Origin of the sequence: Chryseolinea soli (genome assembly GCF_003589925.1) — a bacterium.
GTDB classification, from domain to species: domain Bacteria; phylum Bacteroidota; class Bacteroidia; order Cytophagales; family Cyclobacteriaceae; genus Chryseolinea; species Chryseolinea soli.
In genome coordinates, this window is the sequence record NZ_CP032382.1 from 1,874,001 (window position 1) to 1,892,250 (window position 18,250).

An 18,250-nucleotide genomic window follows, 5' to 3' on the forward strand; every position below is an offset into this window, starting at 1 on the left:
AGCGACTTAGTATACGAGGCTGTTCTCCGTCATAAACTCAGCGATCTGCACAGCGTTCGTAGCGGCACCTTTGCGCAGGTTGTCGGCCACGATCCACATGTTGAGGGTGTTGGGAGCAGACTCGTCTCTGCGAATTCTTCCAACAAATACTTCATCACGGTTGTGCGAATTGATCGGCATCGGGTAGATGTTGTTCTTCGGATCGTCTTGTACGATCACGCCCGGTGTCGTAGACAAGATCGAGCGCACTTCGCTCAGATTGAAGTCTTCGTAGAACTCTACGTTCACGGCTTCGGAGTGGCCGCCAATAGAAGGAATACGCACGGTAGTAGCCGTTACGCCAATGGTGCTATCGCCGAGAATCTTGCGGGTCTCATTCACCATCTTCATTTCCTCTTTCGTGTAGCCGTTGTCGAGGAACGAATCGATGTGCGGCAGCGCGTTCATATCGATCGGGTGAGGATATACTTTCGGGCCGTTGATGCCTTTGCGTTCATCCATCATTTGCTGAACGGCATCTTTACCGGTGCCGGTCACCGACTGATAGGTAGATACTACTATTCTCTTCAGCTTGTATTTCACATGAAGCGGAGCCAACGCCATCACCATCTGAATAGTGGAGCAATTGGGATTGGCGATGATGCGATCGTCGATGGTCAGTTCGTGGCCATTGATTTCAGGCACGATCAATTTCTTTGTAGGGTCCATTCTCCAGGCCGACGAGTTGTCGATCACCGTAGTGCCAGCCGCGGCATATTTGGGAGCCCACTCCAGGGACGTGCCACCACCAGCTGAGAAAATCGCGATGTCTACACCCAGTTTGGCGCCTTCTTCAATGCTCTTTATGGTATAGTCCTTACCCTTAAACTTTATAACCTGCCCTACCGATTTCGGCGAGGCAATCAAATGGAGTTCGTCAAATTCAAAACCTCTTTCCTCTAATACTTTGAGGATTTCCTGGCCCACGAGTCCGGTGGCGCCTACTACTGCGAGTTTCATTTTTTGTTTATATTTAGAAAGTGTAAAATTAATCTTTCCCGTTGTGCTTATGAAAAACCACATGCAAATATGCAGGTTTTCAAACTTGCAATCGTTTACAGCAGCAATTTTTCTAACGCTTTTCGCTGCCCTCCCCACCCAACAAATGTTCGCTCAGCTCTCGGATGCATTCGATGACGGCGATTTCAATCAACAGCCCGCATGGTCCGGAACGTCGGCATTCTTTCAGGTGGTGAACCAACAGCTCAGACTGATCGCTCCGCCTGCAAATGGTCTGGCGTATCTCTCCACACCGAGCAACGCCCTGGAGGACGGTTCCTGGGAGATCGATCTCGCACTGGACTTCAACCCCTCCGCCACGAACTACGCTCGCATCTATCTCACCTCCGACCAATCCGATCTCTCCGGACCACTGAATGGCTATTTCATTCAAGCGGGCGGCGCGACAGACGATGTGAGTTTATACCGGCAAACCGGCCTTGTCACAACAAAGGTCGTCGACGGACAAGACGGCTTGCTAAACCAGACCGCCGTCGCCTTGAGCTTGAAAGTGACACGCGACGCCAACGGTTTGTGGCAGCTCTTCTCCGCCCTCGGATCTTCCCCAAGCTCGCTGGAAGGAACCGTAAACGATCAAGTCGTTCTTTCCGCAGCGTACTTCGGTGTGTCCTGTGTTTTTACGGCCACGCGTTCCGACAAATTTCTCTTCGACAATTTCATCGTAACCGGTCATGCCGTCACCGATAAAACTCCGCCTGTGCTGAGCGGCGTCCAAGTGCTTTCCTCCAGAACGCTTTCGCTGACGTTCTCCGAAAATCTTGACCAGGTCTCTGCCGAGACTTCCGGAAACTTCAGTTTGGAGTCAAACGGGGAAGAGCCGGTTTCGGTTATTCTTCAGCTCGATGGCCGGACCGTCGTGCTGGGATTCGCCAAGGATTTTGCCAATGGATTTCCGACAAAAATCTCGGTCACCGGGGTGTCGGATTTGGCCGGGAACCATATGGCGGCCGTCCGGCGGGAATTTACCTACCTGGAGGCGGTGGCTCCGGTCGCCAAAGACATCGTGCTATCGGAAATCTTTCCGGATCCCTCGCCCAAAGTGGGACTTCCGGAGACCGAATTCGTGGAGCTTTTTAACCGCAGCCAGCACCCCTTTTCGTTAAAAAACTGGAACCTGACCGACGGCAGCTCAGTGGCCGTTCTGCCCTCCAAAATCTTGCTTCCCGGTGACTATCTCGTGCTCGCATCGCCGAATGTAATCCTTACCCAAGTTCAAAATGTTATTTATCTAGCCAATTTCCCATCACTAAACAACGGCGCCGACGACCTCATGCTAAAAGACGATCAGGGCCTGACCATCGATTCCGTCCACTATTCAGACGCCTGGTATGGTGACGACGACAAGAAACAGGGGGGTTGGTCGCTGGAAATTATCGACCCCGACAACCGGTGTAGCGAACGCCAAAACTGGACGGCCAGCGACGACCCCACCGGCGGAACACCCGGAAGACAAAATTCCGTTTTCGCCTCCAAACCCGACCTCACCGGACCCAAGCTGCTGTCTGCGGTGCCGGGCTCGGCGAGCGAATTGGTACTGACTTTTGACGAAAAACTGGCCAAGGCCTTGCCGGGGGTATCCGATTTCAAAATTGAACCCTCCATCGAGGTTGCCAGCGTGTCGTTCGCCGATGCCGCACTCACCCAGTTAAACCTGACGTTGCCCTCCGCGTTGCTGCCAGGCCTGGACTATGCCCTGACGGTTAATCATGTTCAAGACTGCGCAGGAAACAACATGGCGGAAACCCTTCTTTCCCTTGGCTTGCCCGAAACCGCCGATAGTCTCGACATCGCCTTGAACGAAATCCTGTTCAACCCCAGGCCTACCGGCACGGATTTCCTGGAGATCGTCAACGTTTCAAAAAAATATTTCAATCTCAAGAACTGGTCAGTGGCCAATCGGGAGGATGGGATGATCAAAAATGCCAAAGTCATTAGTACAACTGATTTTTTACTTAAACCAGGAGCGTATCTGGTGCTGACGGTTTCATCGAATGTCCTGAAGGGAGAGTATCCGCTTTCGCAAGAGGAGAATTTCCTGGAAGTGCCTGCGTTGCCTTCGTGGAGTGACGGCGAAGGATCGGTTGCGTTGCTCGACGACACGGGGCTGCTGATCGATCATTTCTCCTATACAAAAAACCTTCACTCCCCTTTCATAAAGGACGACGAAGGCGTGTCGCTGGAACGGATATCGTTCGATGTGCCGGCCTATGTTCCCACCAATTGGAAATCGGCCAGTTCTACTATCGGATTTGCCACACCGGGTTACGTCAATTCTTCGGCAGTGCCGTCCTTACTGTGGGACGAAAGCACCGTGCAAGTCACACCACCGGTGTTTGTTCCTTCGCTGGGACAACCCAACTTCACGCAGATTCACTATGCCTTCGCGCAAGGGGGCTTCGTAGCAAACGTGAACGTGTTCGACTTACAGGGACATCGCATCAAGACGATTGCCAACAATGAGATCCTGGGGACAGAAGGATTTTTCCGGTGGGAGGGTGATCGGGACAGTGGCGACAAGGCGCGGATTGGTCCGTATATGGTTTGGTTCGAGATCTTTGATGGAGATGGGAATGTGACAACTTTTCGGAAGGAAGTGGTGGTGGCAGCGAAATTTTGAATCAGGAGCCAGAATTAAGAGCCACTAGTCAATCAGAAGCGTGAGGGAGTTTATTGGATTCGGACGCAGGTCCAACTGGCTTCTACGATCTTTTCGTCGGCGTGGTAGCCGGTGCCGGTTTGTTTGATCAGTTTGGGGTTGAGGCGAAGGTTTTGGATGACCATGCGGAACTGTTTTTCATAGGGAAGTCCTTGGAAAAAGTTGGCGAACTCTATGGCGGCGAGGGCAAAGAGTCCGTCGGTAAAGCCAAGTTTTTTTACGCCCGCGCCACCGCATTGGGCCAGCGATTCGACCAGCACTACACCGGGGACAAAGCCAAATTCTGGGAAGCTGCCGTTCAGGAAGGAGTCGGCGCTACTGAAGGTTTTTATGCCGATGATCTCCTCCTTCGAAAACGAAAGTACTTCGTCGACATACAAAAAGGGATTCCGGTGTGGAATGAGGTTTTCGATCTCTTTCATAAGCATGTTTTACTCGTCACAGACAAAAAATATTCGTTGTCTAGCCTTGGGGTTGTGTCATTCCTTGAAGATAAAAACTTTGCCTTCGCCTTTCCGCGTGATGTAGCCGCGATACATGCCGGAAGTGCAAAACGGGAATGCGAAATTTCCCTGGCGATCGAGGACAATCGCGCCGCCATTGCCTCCCAAGGCGGGTAGCTTTTTCAGGATCACGCTGTCGGCGGCTTGCTGCACGCTGAGGTTGCTGTACTTCATGAGGCTGGCAATGTCGTGGGCGGCGCTGAGTCGGATGTAGAATTCTCCCCAGCCTGTTCCGGACACGGCGCAGGTGGCATTCTCGGCATAGGTGCCGGCGCCAATGATGGGAGCATCGCCCACCCTTCCGTATTTTTTGTTGGTCATGCCGCCGGTGGAAGTTCCTGCCGCCAGGTTGCCGTATTGGTCGAGCGCGACGCAGCCGACCGTCCCGAATTTTTTATCTTTTATGTACGGGTCGATCCATTGGGCCTCGCGGTTTTTTTCGTTGGCTTTTGCCTTGAGCAATTGCTGGTAGCGGGTGGAGTCGAAGAAGTAGCTGTTGGGCACGATGTCGAGGCCTTGCTCTTCGGCAAATTTCTCGGCACCTTTTCCCGTCAGCATCACGTGCTCCGACTTGGTCATGACCGCATAGGCTGCGGTGATGGGATTTTTGATGGTGGTGACACCGGCCACGGCGCCGGCCATGAGATTGCTGCCATCCATGATGGCGGCGTCCAGTTCGTTTATGCCTTCGCTGGTGAAGACGGCCCCTTTGCCGGCATTAAACAGGGGCGAATCTTCCATGATGCGAATGGCGGCGATCACGGCGTCTGTGCTCTTGCCTCCGCGCTCCAACACGGCGTAGCCCGAGTCTAGGGCGGCCGTGAGACGCTCGCGGTAGGCAGCCTCTTTTTCGGGTGTCAGATTCTCACGGAGGATGTTTCCTGCGCCTCCGTGGATCACCAGTGTGATGGGGCCAGGTTTTGCGTCGGCAAGTGCCCGTTTCTTCCCGTTTTTTAGCGTGCAGCCCAGGGCAACAACGAGTAGTAAAGGGAAAAGAAGTCTCACCATATACCGAAAACATGGGTTAAGAAGGCGGGGAAATTTAATCAGAACACCGGTTCGGCAATTAATTAAGTCAATATTTTTGTTTTCGTGCATGGACGCATAATTTTGCGCATCTTTTACCAAACGGAGAAAACCCATTATGGCTAAGAATAAGAAAACAACCTCGAAGGCAGCAAAGAAAGCCCCTGCAAAAGCTAAACCGGCAGCCAAAGCGAAAAAGACGGTCGCCGCGAAAGCTAAAAAAGCTCCAGCCAAGAAGGTTGTGGCCAAGAAAGCAGCCCCCAAAGCTCCGGCCAAGAAGGCAGTGGTAGCAAAGAAAGCAGCTCCTAAAAAAGCCGTAGCCGAGAAAAAAGCAGAGAAGCCCGTAGCGCTCAAGGTCGAGAAGGCCGCACCCAAGGTTGAAAAACCTGCGCCCAAGGCAGCTGTTGCCCCTAAGCCGGTTGCCAAAAAAGTGGAATCCGCTCCCAAGAAAGTAGAAAAAGAAAAAACAGATAGGCCGGTGCAATCTGCCCCCTCGGCAACCAAGCCGGCTCCGCCACAATTAAACATTTTTCCTGTGCCAAATCAGAGACCAATTGCGCATAAGCAAGTGAAAGTATCGACCGGTGAAGACAGAACGCGCTACTCCGAAGATGAACTGAGAGAATTTGAAACACTCATCAACAAGAAGCTGGACAAAGCCAAAGATGAGTATAGAATCCTGAAAGAAACCCTGAATCGCAACAACGACGAAGGAACCGATGCTACATCGGGTGGAAATACCAAAGTGCTGGAAGACGGTGCGGAAACTGCGGAGAAAGAAAATCTCAGCCAACTTGCCGCTCGTCAACAGAAGTACATCATGAACCTGGAAAATGCATTGATCCGTATCAAAAACGGCACCTATGGCATCTGCTCCGTCACGGGCAAGTTGATCCCCAAGGAACGCCTCATCGCTGTGCCGCATACGACACAGTCGATCGAAGCGAAAATGATGCAGCAGGACTAGAGCCGATCCCTTTCTCCATCCGGCGTTGCCGGATGGAGTGTTTCCCTTTTTACCCGGAATTTTTACCGTATCTTTATCAACGCTGATTACCCGTGGACTTTTTACAAAATCATATCGAGGCCCTCATCTTTTGCACGCCCACGCCCATCAAAACGGCTGACATCAAGGCGTGTCTTTCCGAAATGTTCAATGCAGACGTTCCGGAAGAAGACATTCAGGGCGCCATTCAGCGACTGGACGAAAAATTTCAGGGCGAAGAATTTTCTTTTCAGCTCTTCAAATCGTCTGGCGGCTATCAATTCCTGACCAAGCCAGCCTATCAGGCCAGCATCGGCATTATGCTGAAACAGCAATCGAAGAAGCGGTTGTCTACGTCGGCGATGGAAACGCTTTCCATCATTGCCTACAAACAGCCCATCTCGAAAACCGAAATTGAAAATATACGCGGCGTAAATTGTGACTATGCCGTGCAAAAATTGCTCGACAAGAGCTTGATCGAGATCACCGGTAAGGCTGACACTATTGGGCGTCCGATGTTGTATGGCACCACGCCCAAGTTCATGGAGTACTTTGGAATTAATGATCTCGCGGAATTGCCAATCCCGAAAGATTTCGTGGCAGAAGTAAACACGATTGGCGAAAATCCCGAGACCGAAACCACAACTACCCCAGACCCCGAACCCGATGCCCAGATCTGATTCCTCAAGTTCATCACGCGGCCGCAAAGGCCCCTCATCCAAAAGCACAGGGGGAAGATCCGCCGGCCGTTCAGGTGACAAACCCTTTAAGAAACCCGCTGGAAAATCGTTCCGGAAAGATTCCGATGGAGGTTCTTTTGCTGCCAAACGCAGTGCGAAACCCTTCGGCAAAGACCGCGATGACAAACCCGCTTTCAAAAAGAAAACTTTCGGTGCCGAAAGCGGCGCCAAAAGACCTTACAAGAAATTCGATAGCGACGACAAACCCGCTTTCAAAAAGAAAACGTTCGGTGCCGAAGGCGGTGCCAAAAGACCTTATAAGAAATTCGATAGCGACGACAAGCCGTCCTTCGGAAAACGAACCTCCGCTTCATCGCGCGGCGAGCGCCCTTTCAAAAAGGCAGGAGGCGAAGACAAGCCTTTCGGCGATCGGAGACGCTCGTCCTCTACAGGTCCTCGCGAAGAGAGACCCTACAAGAAATTTAGCAGCGAAGACAAGCCTTTCGGTGATAGAAGACGTTCGTCTTCCTCCGGACCCCGCGAAGAAAGACCTTACAAAAAATCCAGCAGCGACGACAAGCCCTTTGACGACAGGAGACGTTCTTCTGCTCCTCGCGAGGAAAGACCCTACAAAAAAAGATCGGATGCCGGCGACAAACCTTCGTTCCGCGACAAGGGAACTTCGCGTGGTGAAAGACCTTTTAAAAAGGCCGACGATGCTGAAGATCGTTCTGCAAGAAAATTCGATAGCGGCAATTTTGGCAAGCCTTACAAAAAAGCCTATCCGAAAAAAGACGACGAAAACGAGAAGCCCGTTCGACGCGAAAGAAGCGCTCCTTCCGAAAGAAGTGCGCCGCTGGAAAGCCGTAGTGACAGACCGGTAGAGAAATTCGACAAGGCCAAGATCGTTCGCCGCAAGCCGTCGGATAGCGCCAGCGCCGCCCCTTCCAAAGGCAACGAAGCCGAGGCACCGGCACAAACTGGAAAGATCCGTCTCAACAAATATATCGCGAACAGTGGTGTCTGCTCGCGCCGTGAGGCCGACGAACTCATCACCATGGGGTTGATCTCGGTGAATGGCAAGACCGTCACCGAGCTGGGCTATAAAGTAAACCCCGGCGACGAAGTGCGTCACGAAAACAAAGTGCTGCGCGCGGAGAAACCGGTTTACATTTTGATGAATAAACCCAAAGGGTTTCTCACCACCACTTCCGACCCGCAGGAACGCAACACGGTGATGCACATCATCGGCAACCACGTGAAAGAACGCGTCTATCCCGTCGGTCGCCTGGACCGCAACACGACCGGTCTCTTGTTGCTCACCAACGACGGTGACCTGGCCGACAAGCTCATGCACCCGTCCTACAATGTGAAGAAGATCTACAAAGTGGAGCTCGACCGCCCCATCACCAAAGGCGATGCGCAGACCATTCTCGAAGGCGTGAAGCTGGAAGAAGGCCGCGCCGTGGTAGATGATATCGCCATCGTTTCGGAAGATCGCAAAACCGTGGGCCTCGAAATTCACATCGGCTGGAACCGCGTGGTGCGCCGCATCTTTGAATCGTTGGAGTATCAGGTGGTGAAACTGGATCGCTCGGTGTATGCGGGGCTGAACAAGAAGGACCTCGGCCGCGGCGAATGGCGATTCCTGACGAAGGAAGAACTGATCCTCCTAAAGCACTATAAATAGGCTCTAGGCGTTCTCCAGCACAATTCTAAACGTACTTCCCTTTCCCAACTCGGAGTCGACCAGCACGATGCCTTTGATCTTGCGCAGGGCCTCCTGCACGATGTACAGGCCCAGGCCGGTGCCCTCCGTGTCGGATGAGGCGCGGTAGAACATGTCGAAGATCTTCGAGATATTTTCTTTTGCAATACCCCTGCCGTTGTCCTCCACGGCAATCTCCACCACTTGTTTGACACGCTTGAACGTTACCCGGATAAAGGGATTGGGCTGGTCCAGGTTGTGATACTTCACGGCGTTGGCCATGAGGTTGTTCAGGATGATCTTCATCTGGTTGTAGTCGCTCTTGAACAGGTGGCTGTCTTCGTTGTTGTAGTCGAGGGAAATCGCAGAGGCGCCTTTGTTAAAGCGGATGTCGTTGATGGTGTCGTCCAGCAGTTTGGTGAGGTCAAGCTCCTCCACTTTCAGGTCGATCTTTTTGCTACGCGACAAACTGAGAATATCGCCCATGACAAGGTCGAGACGTTTGATGCGCTCTTCGATCATGTTCATGAAGGTGCGCGCCTTTTCTTCCTCGAGTTCTATTTTTCCCAGATAGGTGAGCCCGAGAATGGATGCGATGGGAGTGCGCAGATCGTGAGAGGTGCTGGACAGGAAGCTGTCGAGTTCTTTGTTTTCGCGGTTCAGATTTTCGCGTTCGTCTTCCAGGAACCACATCACCATGCTCATGCCCATGAGACAGATCAGCAATAAATCGACGGCCCCAAACAAATCGAGAGCGTTTACTTTTATGCCCAGTACATTGAACAATTTGATGGTAAAATAATACAGTTGGTAGGCGCTGAAACTGATCAGCGAACCCGACAGCAATTGCTGGCCAAATCCCTTCGAAAATTTCTTGTTGGTCCACACCACCATGCCGGCCATGAGAAAGCCGATGCCCGTGATGATGGCGCGACTGCCGAAGCTCAACAAATAATAAGAAAACGGTCCCGACTGGCTAAAGGCCACCACGGAGAAGAAGGCCAGAATAGAAGAAGCAGCCAAAATCATATTGAATCTCCGGCGGGGGAAGGCGCGCTCATAGACCAGTTCGTAGGTGCCCCGCAAAATGAGGATGATCTGGAGAAAACACGACAACTGTGCCACCACACTGACCGCCTTCCGGAGCAGCGAGCCGGTGGGATCCAGGAAAACCGAAAGCACGCCCGAGCTGCCCACGTAGATGGTGAATGCCATCCAACTGAGGGCCCATGTGAAAAGGAACCGGCGACGCGCCAGCTTGCCAAAATGTCTGAAAATAAAGTAAAAGATCAGGCCTAGAATCACTTCGGCCAGATAGATGTAGAGCAAACGGGTATGGTCTTCGGAGAGGTTAAGCGAACCCATTCAGTACGTTTTGATTAAGCCCCCACGGAAGGAGACCGGTTTCTATGCTAAATTACTAAAAATGACACGTGTGCGGGCAAAAAAGAAAAAGCCTCCGAGGGGGAGGCTTATCTTTTGCGTGGTGATGGAGGGAATTGAACCCCCGACACAAGGATTTTCAGTCCTTTGCTCTACCAACTGAGCTACATCACCTAAAAATGAGGCACAAAAGTATGTAATTTTAGTTTCCATCCAAAAAAGGATCAGGTTTTATTAAGTACTGCTTTCCTTTTAAGATTTAAGAGTTTAAATCGGAATATGATTCAGCAGATCGCATTTATCATCGTTTTGGGGGCCGCTGGCTATTTTATCCGGAAACGCTTTTTGTTTATCTGGGCCAATATTAAGCTTGGAAAATCCAAGGAGATCAAGGATCGTGGCGCCGACCGGATGCGAAACATGCTGTTGGTGGCTTTTGGCCAAAAGAAGATGTTCAAGCGGTTCATTCCCGCTTTTTTGCATTTTTTTATCTACATCGGCTTCCTCATCATCAACCTGGAGGTCCTGGAATTTATCATCGATGGGATGGCCGGTACACACCGGATTTTTGCCCCTTATCTGGGTGCTCTTTACCCATTCCTGATGAATCTCTTTGAGTTCCTGGCCGTGGCGGTTCTGGTGGCCTGCGCCATCATGCTGATCCGGAGAAATGTTATCCGCGTGAGGCGCTTTTGGTCGGCCGAAATGACGGCATGGCCCCGTTTGGACGCCAACCTCATCCTGATCACCGAAATTGTTTTGATGACGGCCATTCTCACCATGAATGCGACCGACCAGGTGCTGCAAACAAAAATGCCCGAGCACTATGCCGCCACCGGCAAATTATTCTTTAGCGCCAACCTCATTCCGCTTTTCCAGCATCTGGATGTTGTGCCCCTGGTGATCATCGAGCGTGTGGCCTGGTGGTTTCACATCCTGGGGATCCTCGGGTTTGCCATCTACATCACCTACTCCAAGCACCTTCACATTTTCCTGGCATTCCCCAACACGTACTTCGCCAACCTTGAACCCAAGGGCCAGATCATCAACATGCCCGTGGTGACAAACGAAGTGAAATCGATGCTGGGTCTTACCGACGCCGCGGCCACCACCGGACCTCCGGCCGAACCCGGACGCTTCGGCGCAAAGGATGTGAACGACCTGACCTGGAATAATCTGCTGGCCGCCTACAGCTGCACAGAATGCGGACGGTGTACATCGGAATGCCCGGCCAACCTTACCGGCAAAAAACTATCACCCCGCAAGATCATGATGGACACCCGCGACCGCATGGAAGAAGTGGGCAAGAGCCTCAGCACCGGCGGGGCCGGGCTAGGCGATGGCAAAACGTTATTGAATGACTACATCACCAAAGAGGAGATCAACGCCTGCACCAGCTGCAATGCCTGTGTGGAGGCCTGCCCGGTGATGATCAATCCCCTTGAAATTATCCTGGAGTTAAAACGCTACGTGGCCATGGAAGAATCGGGATCACCCGCTTCGTGGAACTCCATGTTCCAGAATATCGAGACCAATTTTGCGCCCTGGAAATTTTCGCCGGCCGATCGCTTCAATTGGGTCAATGAACTAAAGAACAAGTAAAGAAAACAAGGCATGTCAGACGTAACGTTTTCCGTACCCACCATGGCCGAGCTGGCGGCCAAAGGAGAATCGCCCGAAGTACTTTTCTGGGTGGGATGCGCCGGCTCTTTCGACGACCGCTACAAGCGCGTGACCAAGGCTTTTGTAAAGATCCTGCATGCCGTCAACATCAAGTTTGCTGTGTTGGGCACGGAAGAGACGTGCACGGGCGATCCGGCACGCCGCGCGGGCAACGAATTTCTTTTCCAGATGCAGGCCATGAACAATATCCAGGTGCTGAATGGCTATGGCATAAAAAAGGTGGTGACCGCGTGTCCGCATTGCTTCAACACGATAAAGAACGAATATCCGGAATTGGGTGGGACCTATGAGGTCATCCATCACTCCACTTTTCTTCAAAATTTAATTTCCGAAGGGAAGATCAAGCTGAAGGAAGGCGGCTCGTTCAAGGGAAGAAAGATCACGTATCACGATTCCTGCTACCTGGGCCGCGCCAACAATGTTTATGAAGCGCCCCGCGCCGTGTTGGAAGCGCTGGATGCCGACCTGGTGGAAATGAAACGCTGCCGCACGACCGGCCTTTGCTGTGGTGCGGGCGGCGGGCAAATGTTCAAGGAGCCCGAAAAAGGCAACAAAGACATCAACGTGGCACGCACAGAAGAAGCCCTGTCGACGGGTGCCGCAACGATTGCCGTGGCCTGTCCGTTTTGCATGACCATGATGAGCGACGGAGTCAAAAATAAAGAGCGCGAGGCCGATGTTCAGGTGAAGGATCTCGCCGAACTTATTGCCGAGGCGCAAGGTTTATCCTGAAAACGAAGTAGCCATGTTTGTACCTTTCGAATCCCTGGCCGACCACAGCCGCTTGTGGATCTACCAATCCAATAAAAAATTAAGCGCCGGCGAAATCGATATACTTTCCGACGCCTTGCGCGCGTTTACAGAGCAATGGACCGTGCACGGTCAACCCATGAAAGCTTCCTTCCACATTGCTCACAACCGGTTTGTCATGCTGGCTGCCGACGAAGGATACAACGCCGCGAGTGGCTGTTCCATCGACGGTTCGGTGCGCACGCTAAAAGCATTGGGCCAGGAATTGAATGCCGACTTTTTCGACCGCACCCAGGTAGCCTTTCAATTGAACGACGAGGTGGTGGCGCTCCCAATGGCTGAATTAAAAAGTAAATATGAAGCAGGTTTGTGGACCGCGAAGACACCCGTCTTCAACACGCTGGTAGACACAAAAGGCAACCTGGCAGCACAATGGCTCACCCCAGCCGGGGCAACCTGGTTGAAACGCTATTTACCAAAAGAAACCATATCGGGCTAAGCCGGATATTTTGTAGTTTTATTGCATATTTTAGAGACTGTTATGAGGTTAAGATTTTTACTATGGATCGTCCCCATTTTTCTGGTAGCCTGCAGCGCCGAGAAGAAAGCGCAAAAAGCGTTTAAGCTAGGCAAGTACCAAAACACGATAGATATTTATAAAAAAATCCAGGCCAAGAACCCCAACGCAGGCAAGCCTAATTATTTCTTAGCCGAATCGTATCGTCTCTCCAACCGCGTCAAAGAGTCTGAAGCCTATTACGCAAAAGCCGGCGGCAAAGGAATCGACAAAGACACCGTACAATACTATTATGCTGAAGCGCTGAAAGCCAATGGCAAATATGCCGAGGCCAAAGAGGTGATGAACAAACTCGCCGCCAACGCGGAAACCCCGGCAATGAAAGACCGGGCAAAAGCAGGAGCGGATGGCATCGCGTATATCGAAAACCTGGAGACCAAGAAAAATTACTATAAGATCAAGAACCTGGAGCTGATCAACACGCCTTCCAGCGAGTACTCGCCCGTGTTCCTGAACAATGAATTGTATTTTACTTCCTCCCGCGGCAAGGATCGCATCTATGAGGCCACGGGTACACCCTTCACCGATATCTACAAAGTAGCCAGCCGGGGTGCCAATGTGGATGTCGCGACCGTTGCACCGCTTCCGGCCGGTATCAACTCCGAAAGCATCAACGACGGTTGCATCACCTTCTCGCCCGATGGCAAGACCATGGTTTTCGCCAAGGGCAACAACGGTAAACGGAAGGGCGCGGAAGACGTGGACTTGTACATCTCCCGTTTCAGAAATAACGTGTGGACCGAACCCGTTATGATCAACGTCAATATTGCAAATGCCTGGGATTCGTCACCCGCGTTTAGTCCCGATGGACGCACCCTCTATTTTGCGTCTAACCGGAAAGGTGGCTATGGAGGAGACGATATTTATTCTGCCCAAATGGATTCGCGTGGACGTTTTTCGAAGGCCCGTAACCTCGGTCCCGAGATCAACACCCCTGGCAACGAACTCTTCCCCTACATGGCGGAAGATATGAAACTCTATTTTTCATCCGATGGACACCCGGGATATGGTGGCCTCGACATCTTTGTGGTGAAGCGGGTGAATGGAAAAAATTCCATCGAAAACCTTGGCCAGCCCATCAACAGCACGGGTGATGATTTTGGCATGTTCCTATTCCGACCCGACCGTGGTTTCATGACGTCCAACCGCGAAGGCGGCAAAGGCGATGACGATATCTATACGTTCGTCAATGAAGATCCCAACCTGAAAGTGGTGAACTACTATTTGCAGGGTATTACCTATGGCAAGGACAAAGAGGAGAAGGTTCAAATACTGCCCAACACAAAAGTAACGGTCCTCGACGGCAAGGGTGAAGTGATGCAGGACTTTGTGACCGGTAACGACGGCAAATTCTTGTTCCGGGTATACGAAAACGAAGACTATACACTGACCGGCACCACCGATGGATACCTCATGAAACGTCAGACCTATACAACCCGTGGCCGATCGGTAGATCCTTTGTCCTTAAAAGAATTGCTGACCACTATCACCTTCGATACAACCCTGGTGCTGGATAAAACTGAAACCGGCAGATCCTTCGTACTCGACAACATCTACTACAATTTCGACCGAGCCGAAATTCGCCCGGACGCCGCTGTGGAATTGGATAAGCTTGTACAGTTGCTGATCGACAACCCGGAGATCAAGATCGAATTGGGTTCGCACACCGACAGTGTGGATATCGAATCCTACAACCTAGATCTCTCGCAACGCCGCGCAAATTCGGCCGTCACGTATATCATTCAACATGGCATTGCCCCCGACCGTCTCGTGGCGAGGGGTTATGGTGAATCCAAACCCATTGCCCGCAACACCAACCCCGATGGCACGGACAATCCAGTAGGCCGCCAAAAGAACCGGAGAACCGAATTCAAGATCCTGGAAATAAGAGCTGTTCCAAAAACGCTCGAAACCGACGACTCCTTCGACGAGGACAAGTACTTTAAAACCGATGGCAATTAGGGCCTGGTGAAAGCCAGGCAAAAAGGTTGACCTAAGTTTTCTTGGGGCTTGCTACGTTTTTAACGGAGTCTGATTATGCCAAGCATACCCACAATAACGGCATTGGCTTGCGTAAGGTGTTCTCGCCAACCTATTGCACTTCGCACATCGATTGAAGAATATCTCATTCTTGTGCTCCGTCATAATCCGTTCTAAAGCATCTCGCTTTACCGTTTCGAATCCAACAAATTGATAGCTAATGATTTTTTTCTCATCGTCTGTCAAAAAACGGTGAGCGAAATACCGGTATACATAATCTTTAGTCTCTTGATCCATGTGCATCGAGATTATATTCCTTATTCTATTATTACTTCCTGAGAAGTCTGCCCGTATCGTACGCGCTAGGACAAAAAGTAGCCCTTTGGATGGGGTGACATTCCCGACAGTCACTAGTAATTCCATTACTATGCAAACAAAAAGAGACCGCCACAAGGCAGTCTCTTTTCATTTTATGCTAGTGGAGAAAGCGCTTACGCCGCCTTCTTCTCCGACTTCTTCATATTTTCCATCTTGATCTCTTTGTAGCGAACGATCTGGATGGCGCCGACTTTGTGCAATAGTTTGATCACAATGTAGGTCGGGTCGATCTCGTGCCAGCGGATGCCGCCGAAGTTTGCACGTGAGCCGTTCTTGTGGTGATTGTTGTGATAGCTTTCGCCCATCATCAGGAAATCTACCGGGAGGAAGTTGCGTGAGGTGTCGCCTACTTCAAAGTTTCTGTAGCCGTATTTGTGTGCAAACCAGTTGATGATGGCACCATGAACAGGGCTCATCAGGAATTGGATGGGCAACAGGAGCCACAGCCACCAATGGTTGGCATACACTGCATATACGCTGATATAGATAGCAGCCCAGAAAATTCTGGATGGCCATGAGCGCGCAAATTTGTCGAACGCTTCCCAAGTGGGCACGCCTTCGGTGAAACGTTTCTCGGGAACCAGCTTGCGGTTAGCGATGTCGGAATAGATGGTCTTTGTTTTCCACATCATGTTCCAGATGGTCTCGTCGTATTTGGGGGAGTGCGGGTCGTCTTCGGTGTCGGCAAAGGCGTGGTGCATCCGGTGCATCACTCCATAGCCGTAGGCGCTAAGGTAGTTGGCTCCCTGGAAGATCCACGTGAGCACAAACGTTACCTTTTCGGCAAACGGGCTCATGGTAAAGGCTTTGTGGGCGGCGTAGCGGTGCAGGAAAAATGTTTGAAAGAACAGGGACAGATACCAGTGCGCTATAAAGAAGATCAAAATGACGGTCATGAAAATGTTTTATAGGTTTAAAAGTTTTTTACAAAAGTCCGCAAAACCACGGGGGCTTTTACTGCTAGACAAAGTCGAATCCGTTTTGTGACAGATTTGAAGAAAATTATTAGGATTTTTTTGAGGCGGCGTCAGAAACGTCCTTTTTGAGCTCCTGGACGAGCTCCGCGGCATTTCCAAAATCACAAGCCTTGCGAAAAGTCTCTAACAAGGTGGATTTATCGGGAAGATCGAAGTTCAGTTTAGCCGTTTCCTCGCTTAGCTTTTTCTTGGCCCGGCAAAAGAGTTGGCGGCAGTGATCTTTTTTCTTGTCGAAAGTGTCCTGGAGGGCTTCATAGTCGAAGTCGAATACCTCCTTCAATAAGTAAACAGCCCGTTCCAGCGGCTCCAATTTGGCGTGCAGGATTTTCATGGCCTTGGCCAGTTCGGCATCCAGATCAAGGTGGGCAAAGCTGGTTTCCTTGAAGCGTCCTATGATTTCGGCGATGGTGTGCTGGTTTAGCAACTCTTCCTTTTTGTGCCGCAGGGTGTTGATATGATTGAGGCAGTTGTTGCGCACGGCGCGGATGAGATAGGCCCGGGTATCCTCCACTTTCTTGGGGCCCAAACTCAGCCATTTCAGGAAGGTTTCCTGCACAATATCTTCCGCATCGGCCTTGCAGCGTACAATGTTGTAGGCAATGGCATGCAACATCGGTTGGTAGAGTGTTATGGCTTGGTCTCGACTCATAAAAATGGTAGTAAAGATACGACGATATGGGGGATAACACACCATGCATTTAGTGCTTTTCGACGGGATAATTCGTTACCATACAGTTGTTTGCCCCGCAAGATTAACACACTTGGGCGAACCATACCGCCGAAAAACATTACCTTTGCGGCGTGTAAGGATCATTTGATTTTTTAGCGCACTAGTTTTCGCCTTTTTTGGTTACAAGCGATATGACAGAATCAACCGTAAAACCCGAAGTCCGGAGCAAACCCATTATCGTGCAGGAGATTGCTTTTGCAGCGATGCATTTGCTTCCCCTCGGAGCCCTGTATACGGGCGCTACCAAATTCGATTGGATCGTTTGTGCTGTCCTTTATTTTGCCCGCATGTTCTGGGTCACCGGTGGATACCACCGCTATTTCGCCCACAAATCCTATAAAACTTCCCGTTGGTTTCAATTCGTGATCGCATTCATGTCGCAGACCACGGCGCAGAAGGGCGCGCTCTGGTGGGCAGCCCATCACCGCCACCACCATCGCCACAGCGACACGCCGGCCGATCCGCACTCGATGAAGATCTATGGCTTCTGGTATTCGCATATCGGCTGGATCGTGGGACCCGACTTTAAGGAAACCGACTACAAGGTGATTGGCGACTACGCTAAATATCCCGAGCTGGTTTGGCTCAACAAGCACTACCTCGTGCCGCCCACCATCCTCGCGTTGGTGGTGATGGCTCTCGGAGGCATTGTGAATGGCGGAAGCATCCTGGCCATGTTCACCACGGCCGGGTTCTCTTCGCTGTTTGTCGGTTTCTTCCTGAGCACCGTCATCCTGTACCATGCCACGTTCTCGATCAACTCGGTCATGCACAAGTTTGGAACGCAGCGCTACGAATCGAACGACGAGTCGCGCAACAGCGTATGGCTGGCGTTGCTCACCATGGGTGAAGGCTGGCACAACAATCACCATTATTATGAAACAGCCGCCCGCCAGGGATTTTTTTGGTGGGAGATAGACATCACCTATTACATCCTACGGGGCTTTGCCGCCGTGGGGTTGATCTGGGATTTGAAGGAAGTTCCGAAGCATATCAAACTTTCCAAGAACAAGCAGGAAGCTGCTGCACTACGGAAAGCCTATGAGGCGGAAAAGATCAATGCAGCATAAGGGCACGGCCTGAAAAATCAGGCCGTGCTTTTTTAATACTTATACCGTGTACTAAACCGCAGACCGACGCGTAGTCAGAATACCGATTGGAGTCATTCCTCGTAT

General features: G+C 51.3%; 15 protein-coding genes and 1 tRNA gene. 9 read left to right on the forward strand and 7 right to left on the reverse strand.

Annotated elements, in window-relative coordinates; translation table 11 throughout:
- Positions 1-6 precede the first annotated feature (6 nt).
- Complete coding sequence (locus D4L85_RS08080) at positions 7-999, reverse strand: aspartate-semialdehyde dehydrogenase (protein ID WP_119758699.1); 993 nt, start codon at positions 997-999, stop codon at positions 7-9.
- 61 nt (positions 1,000-1,060) lie between these two features.
- Between D4L85_RS08080 and D4L85_RS08085 the strand changes: the two genes are divergently transcribed.
- On the forward strand, positions 1,061-3,676 hold the full coding sequence (locus tag D4L85_RS08085) for a lamin tail domain-containing protein (RefSeq protein WP_160143603.1): 2,616 nt from the start codon (positions 1,061-1,063) through the stop codon (positions 3,674-3,676).
- Between the two features lie 50 nt (positions 3,677-3,726).
- Here D4L85_RS08085 and D4L85_RS08090 read toward each other — a convergent pair whose 3' ends face one another.
- A complete protein-coding gene (locus D4L85_RS08090) occupies positions 3,727-4,137 on the reverse strand; it encodes a 3-hydroxyacyl-ACP dehydratase FabZ family protein (protein ID WP_228450809.1) in 411 nt (136 codons plus the stop codon).
- Positions 4,138-4,194: 57 nt separating this feature from the next.
- The gene (locus tag D4L85_RS08095; RefSeq protein ID WP_119758700.1) at positions 4,195-5,226 is read right to left on the reverse strand and encodes an isoaspartyl peptidase/L-asparaginase family protein; all 1,032 of its coding nucleotides are present in this window, start codon (positions 5,224-5,226) and stop codon (positions 4,195-4,197) included.
- Between the two features lie 586 nt (positions 5,227-5,812).
- On the opposite strand from D4L85_RS08095, the gene D4L85_RS08100 reads away from it, so the two are divergent.
- From D4L85_RS08100 to D4L85_RS08110, 3 genes are all read left to right on the forward strand, one after another.
- Positions 5,813-6,211, forward strand: a complete 399-nt coding sequence (locus tag D4L85_RS08100; RefSeq protein ID WP_119758701.1) for a TraR/DksA family transcriptional regulator — start codon at positions 5,813-5,815, stop codon at positions 6,209-6,211.
- Positions 6,212-6,303: 92 nt separating this feature from the next.
- Entirely contained in the window at positions 6,304-6,909 is a 606-nt protein-coding gene (gene scpB, locus D4L85_RS08105; RefSeq protein WP_119753851.1) for an SMC-Scp complex subunit ScpB, read from the forward strand.
- Positions 6,896-8,599 (forward strand): pseudouridine synthase, encoded by a 1,704-nt coding sequence (locus tag D4L85_RS08110; protein WP_119753852.1) that lies wholly within the window; start codon positions 6,896-6,898, stop codon positions 8,597-8,599. The genes scpB and D4L85_RS08110 overlap by 14 nt, the downstream gene beginning before the upstream one ends.
- A gap of 3 nt (positions 8,600-8,602) precedes the next feature.
- Here the strand turns inward: D4L85_RS08110 and D4L85_RS08115 are convergent, their stop codons facing one another.
- Positions 8,603-9,982 carry a sensor histidine kinase gene (locus D4L85_RS08115; protein ID WP_119753853.1) on the reverse strand — a complete coding sequence of 460 codons (1,380 nt, stop codon included), beginning with the start codon at positions 9,980-9,982 and terminating at the stop codon, positions 8,603-8,605.
- 119 nt (positions 9,983-10,101) lie between these two features.
- A tRNA-Phe gene (locus D4L85_RS08120) sits at positions 10,102-10,174 on the reverse strand.
- A gap of 105 nt (positions 10,175-10,279) precedes the next feature.
- Here D4L85_RS08120 and D4L85_RS08125 point away from each other — a divergent pair.
- Genes D4L85_RS08125 through D4L85_RS08140 form a run of 4 tightly spaced genes read left to right on the forward strand, consistent with a single transcriptional unit; the run spans position 10,280 to position 14,972 of the window.
- Positions 10,280-11,602, forward strand: a complete 1,323-nt coding sequence (locus D4L85_RS08125) for a 4Fe-4S dicluster domain-containing protein (protein WP_119753854.1) — start codon at positions 10,280-10,282, stop codon at positions 11,600-11,602.
- A 12-nt stretch (positions 11,603-11,614) separates the two neighbouring features.
- Complete coding sequence (locus D4L85_RS08130) at positions 11,615-12,415, forward strand: (Fe-S)-binding protein (protein WP_119753855.1); 801 nt, start codon at positions 11,615-11,617, stop codon at positions 12,413-12,415.
- A gap of 13 nt (positions 12,416-12,428) precedes the next feature.
- Positions 12,429-12,932: a hypothetical protein gene (locus D4L85_RS08135; RefSeq protein ID WP_119753856.1), complete on the forward strand. Its 504-nt coding sequence runs from the start codon at positions 12,429-12,431 to the stop codon at positions 12,930-12,932.
- Positions 12,933-12,974: 42 nt separating this feature from the next.
- On the forward strand, positions 12,975-14,972 hold the full coding sequence (locus D4L85_RS08140; protein ID WP_119753857.1) for a CHU_0125 family OmpA-like outer membrane integrity protein: 1,998 nt from the start codon (positions 12,975-12,977) through the stop codon (positions 14,970-14,972).
- A 509-nt stretch (positions 14,973-15,481) separates the two neighbouring features.
- On the opposite strand, the gene D4L85_RS08150 is transcribed toward D4L85_RS08140, so the two are convergent.
- Complete coding sequence (locus D4L85_RS08150; protein ID WP_119753859.1) at positions 15,482-16,264, reverse strand: acyl-CoA desaturase; 783 nt, start codon at positions 16,262-16,264, stop codon at positions 15,482-15,484.
- Between the two features lie 109 nt (positions 16,265-16,373).
- Positions 16,374-16,994, reverse strand: a complete 621-nt coding sequence (locus tag D4L85_RS08155) for a sigma-70 family RNA polymerase sigma factor (RefSeq protein ID WP_119753860.1) — start codon at positions 16,992-16,994, stop codon at positions 16,374-16,376.
- A gap of 212 nt (positions 16,995-17,206) precedes the next feature.
- Here D4L85_RS08155 and D4L85_RS08160 point away from each other — a divergent pair, with 212 nt between their 5' ends.
- Positions 17,207-18,145, forward strand: coding sequence for an acyl-CoA desaturase (locus D4L85_RS08160; protein WP_119753861.1), 939 nt, complete (start codon positions 17,207-17,209; stop codon positions 18,143-18,145).
- Positions 18,146-18,250 lie beyond the last annotated feature (105 nt).

What these genes read in the sequence shown, in the direction of transcription:
- D4L85_RS08090 (WP_228450809.1), bottom strand. Translation starts at nt 4,137, where the DNA reads ATGAAAGAGATCGAAAACCTCATTCCACACCGGAATCCCTTTTTGTAT.
- D4L85_RS08130 (WP_119753855.1), top strand. Translation starts at nt 11,615, where the DNA reads ATGTCAGACGTAACGTTTTCCGTACCCACCATGGCCGAGCTGGCGGCC.
- D4L85_RS08095 (WP_119758700.1), bottom strand. Translation starts at nt 5,226, where the DNA reads ATGGTGAGACTTCTTTTCCCTTTACTACTCGTTGTTGCCCTGGGCTGC.
- D4L85_RS08140 (WP_119753857.1), top strand. Translation starts at nt 12,975, where the DNA reads ATGAGGTTAAGATTTTTACTATGGATCGTCCCCATTTTTCTGGTAGCC.
- D4L85_RS08080 (WP_119758699.1), bottom strand. Translation starts at nt 999, where the DNA reads ATGAAACTCGCAGTAGTAGGCGCCACCGGACTCGTGGGCCAGGAAATC.
- D4L85_RS08110 (WP_119753852.1), top strand. Translation starts at nt 6,896, where the DNA reads ATGCCCAGATCTGATTCCTCAAGTTCATCACGCGGCCGCAAAGGCCCC.
- D4L85_RS08160 (WP_119753861.1), top strand. Translation starts at nt 17,207, where the DNA reads ATGACAGAATCAACCGTAAAACCCGAAGTCCGGAGCAAACCCATTATC.
- D4L85_RS08085 (WP_160143603.1), top strand. Translation starts at nt 1,061, where the DNA reads ATGCAAATATGCAGGTTTTCAAACTTGCAATCGTTTACAGCAGCAATT.
- D4L85_RS08125 (WP_119753854.1), top strand. Translation starts at nt 10,280, where the DNA reads ATGATTCAGCAGATCGCATTTATCATCGTTTTGGGGGCCGCTGGCTAT.
- D4L85_RS08115 (WP_119753853.1), bottom strand. Translation starts at nt 9,982, where the DNA reads ATGGGTTCGCTTAACCTCTCCGAAGACCATACCCGTTTGCTCTACATC.
- D4L85_RS08135 (WP_119753856.1), top strand. Translation starts at nt 12,429, where the DNA reads ATGTTTGTACCTTTCGAATCCCTGGCCGACCACAGCCGCTTGTGGATC.
- D4L85_RS08155 (WP_119753860.1), bottom strand. Translation starts at nt 16,994, where the DNA reads ATGAGTCGAGACCAAGCCATAACACTCTACCAACCGATGTTGCATGCC.
- D4L85_RS08150 (WP_119753859.1), bottom strand. Translation starts at nt 16,264, where the DNA reads ATGACCGTCATTTTGATCTTCTTTATAGCGCACTGGTATCTGTCCCTG.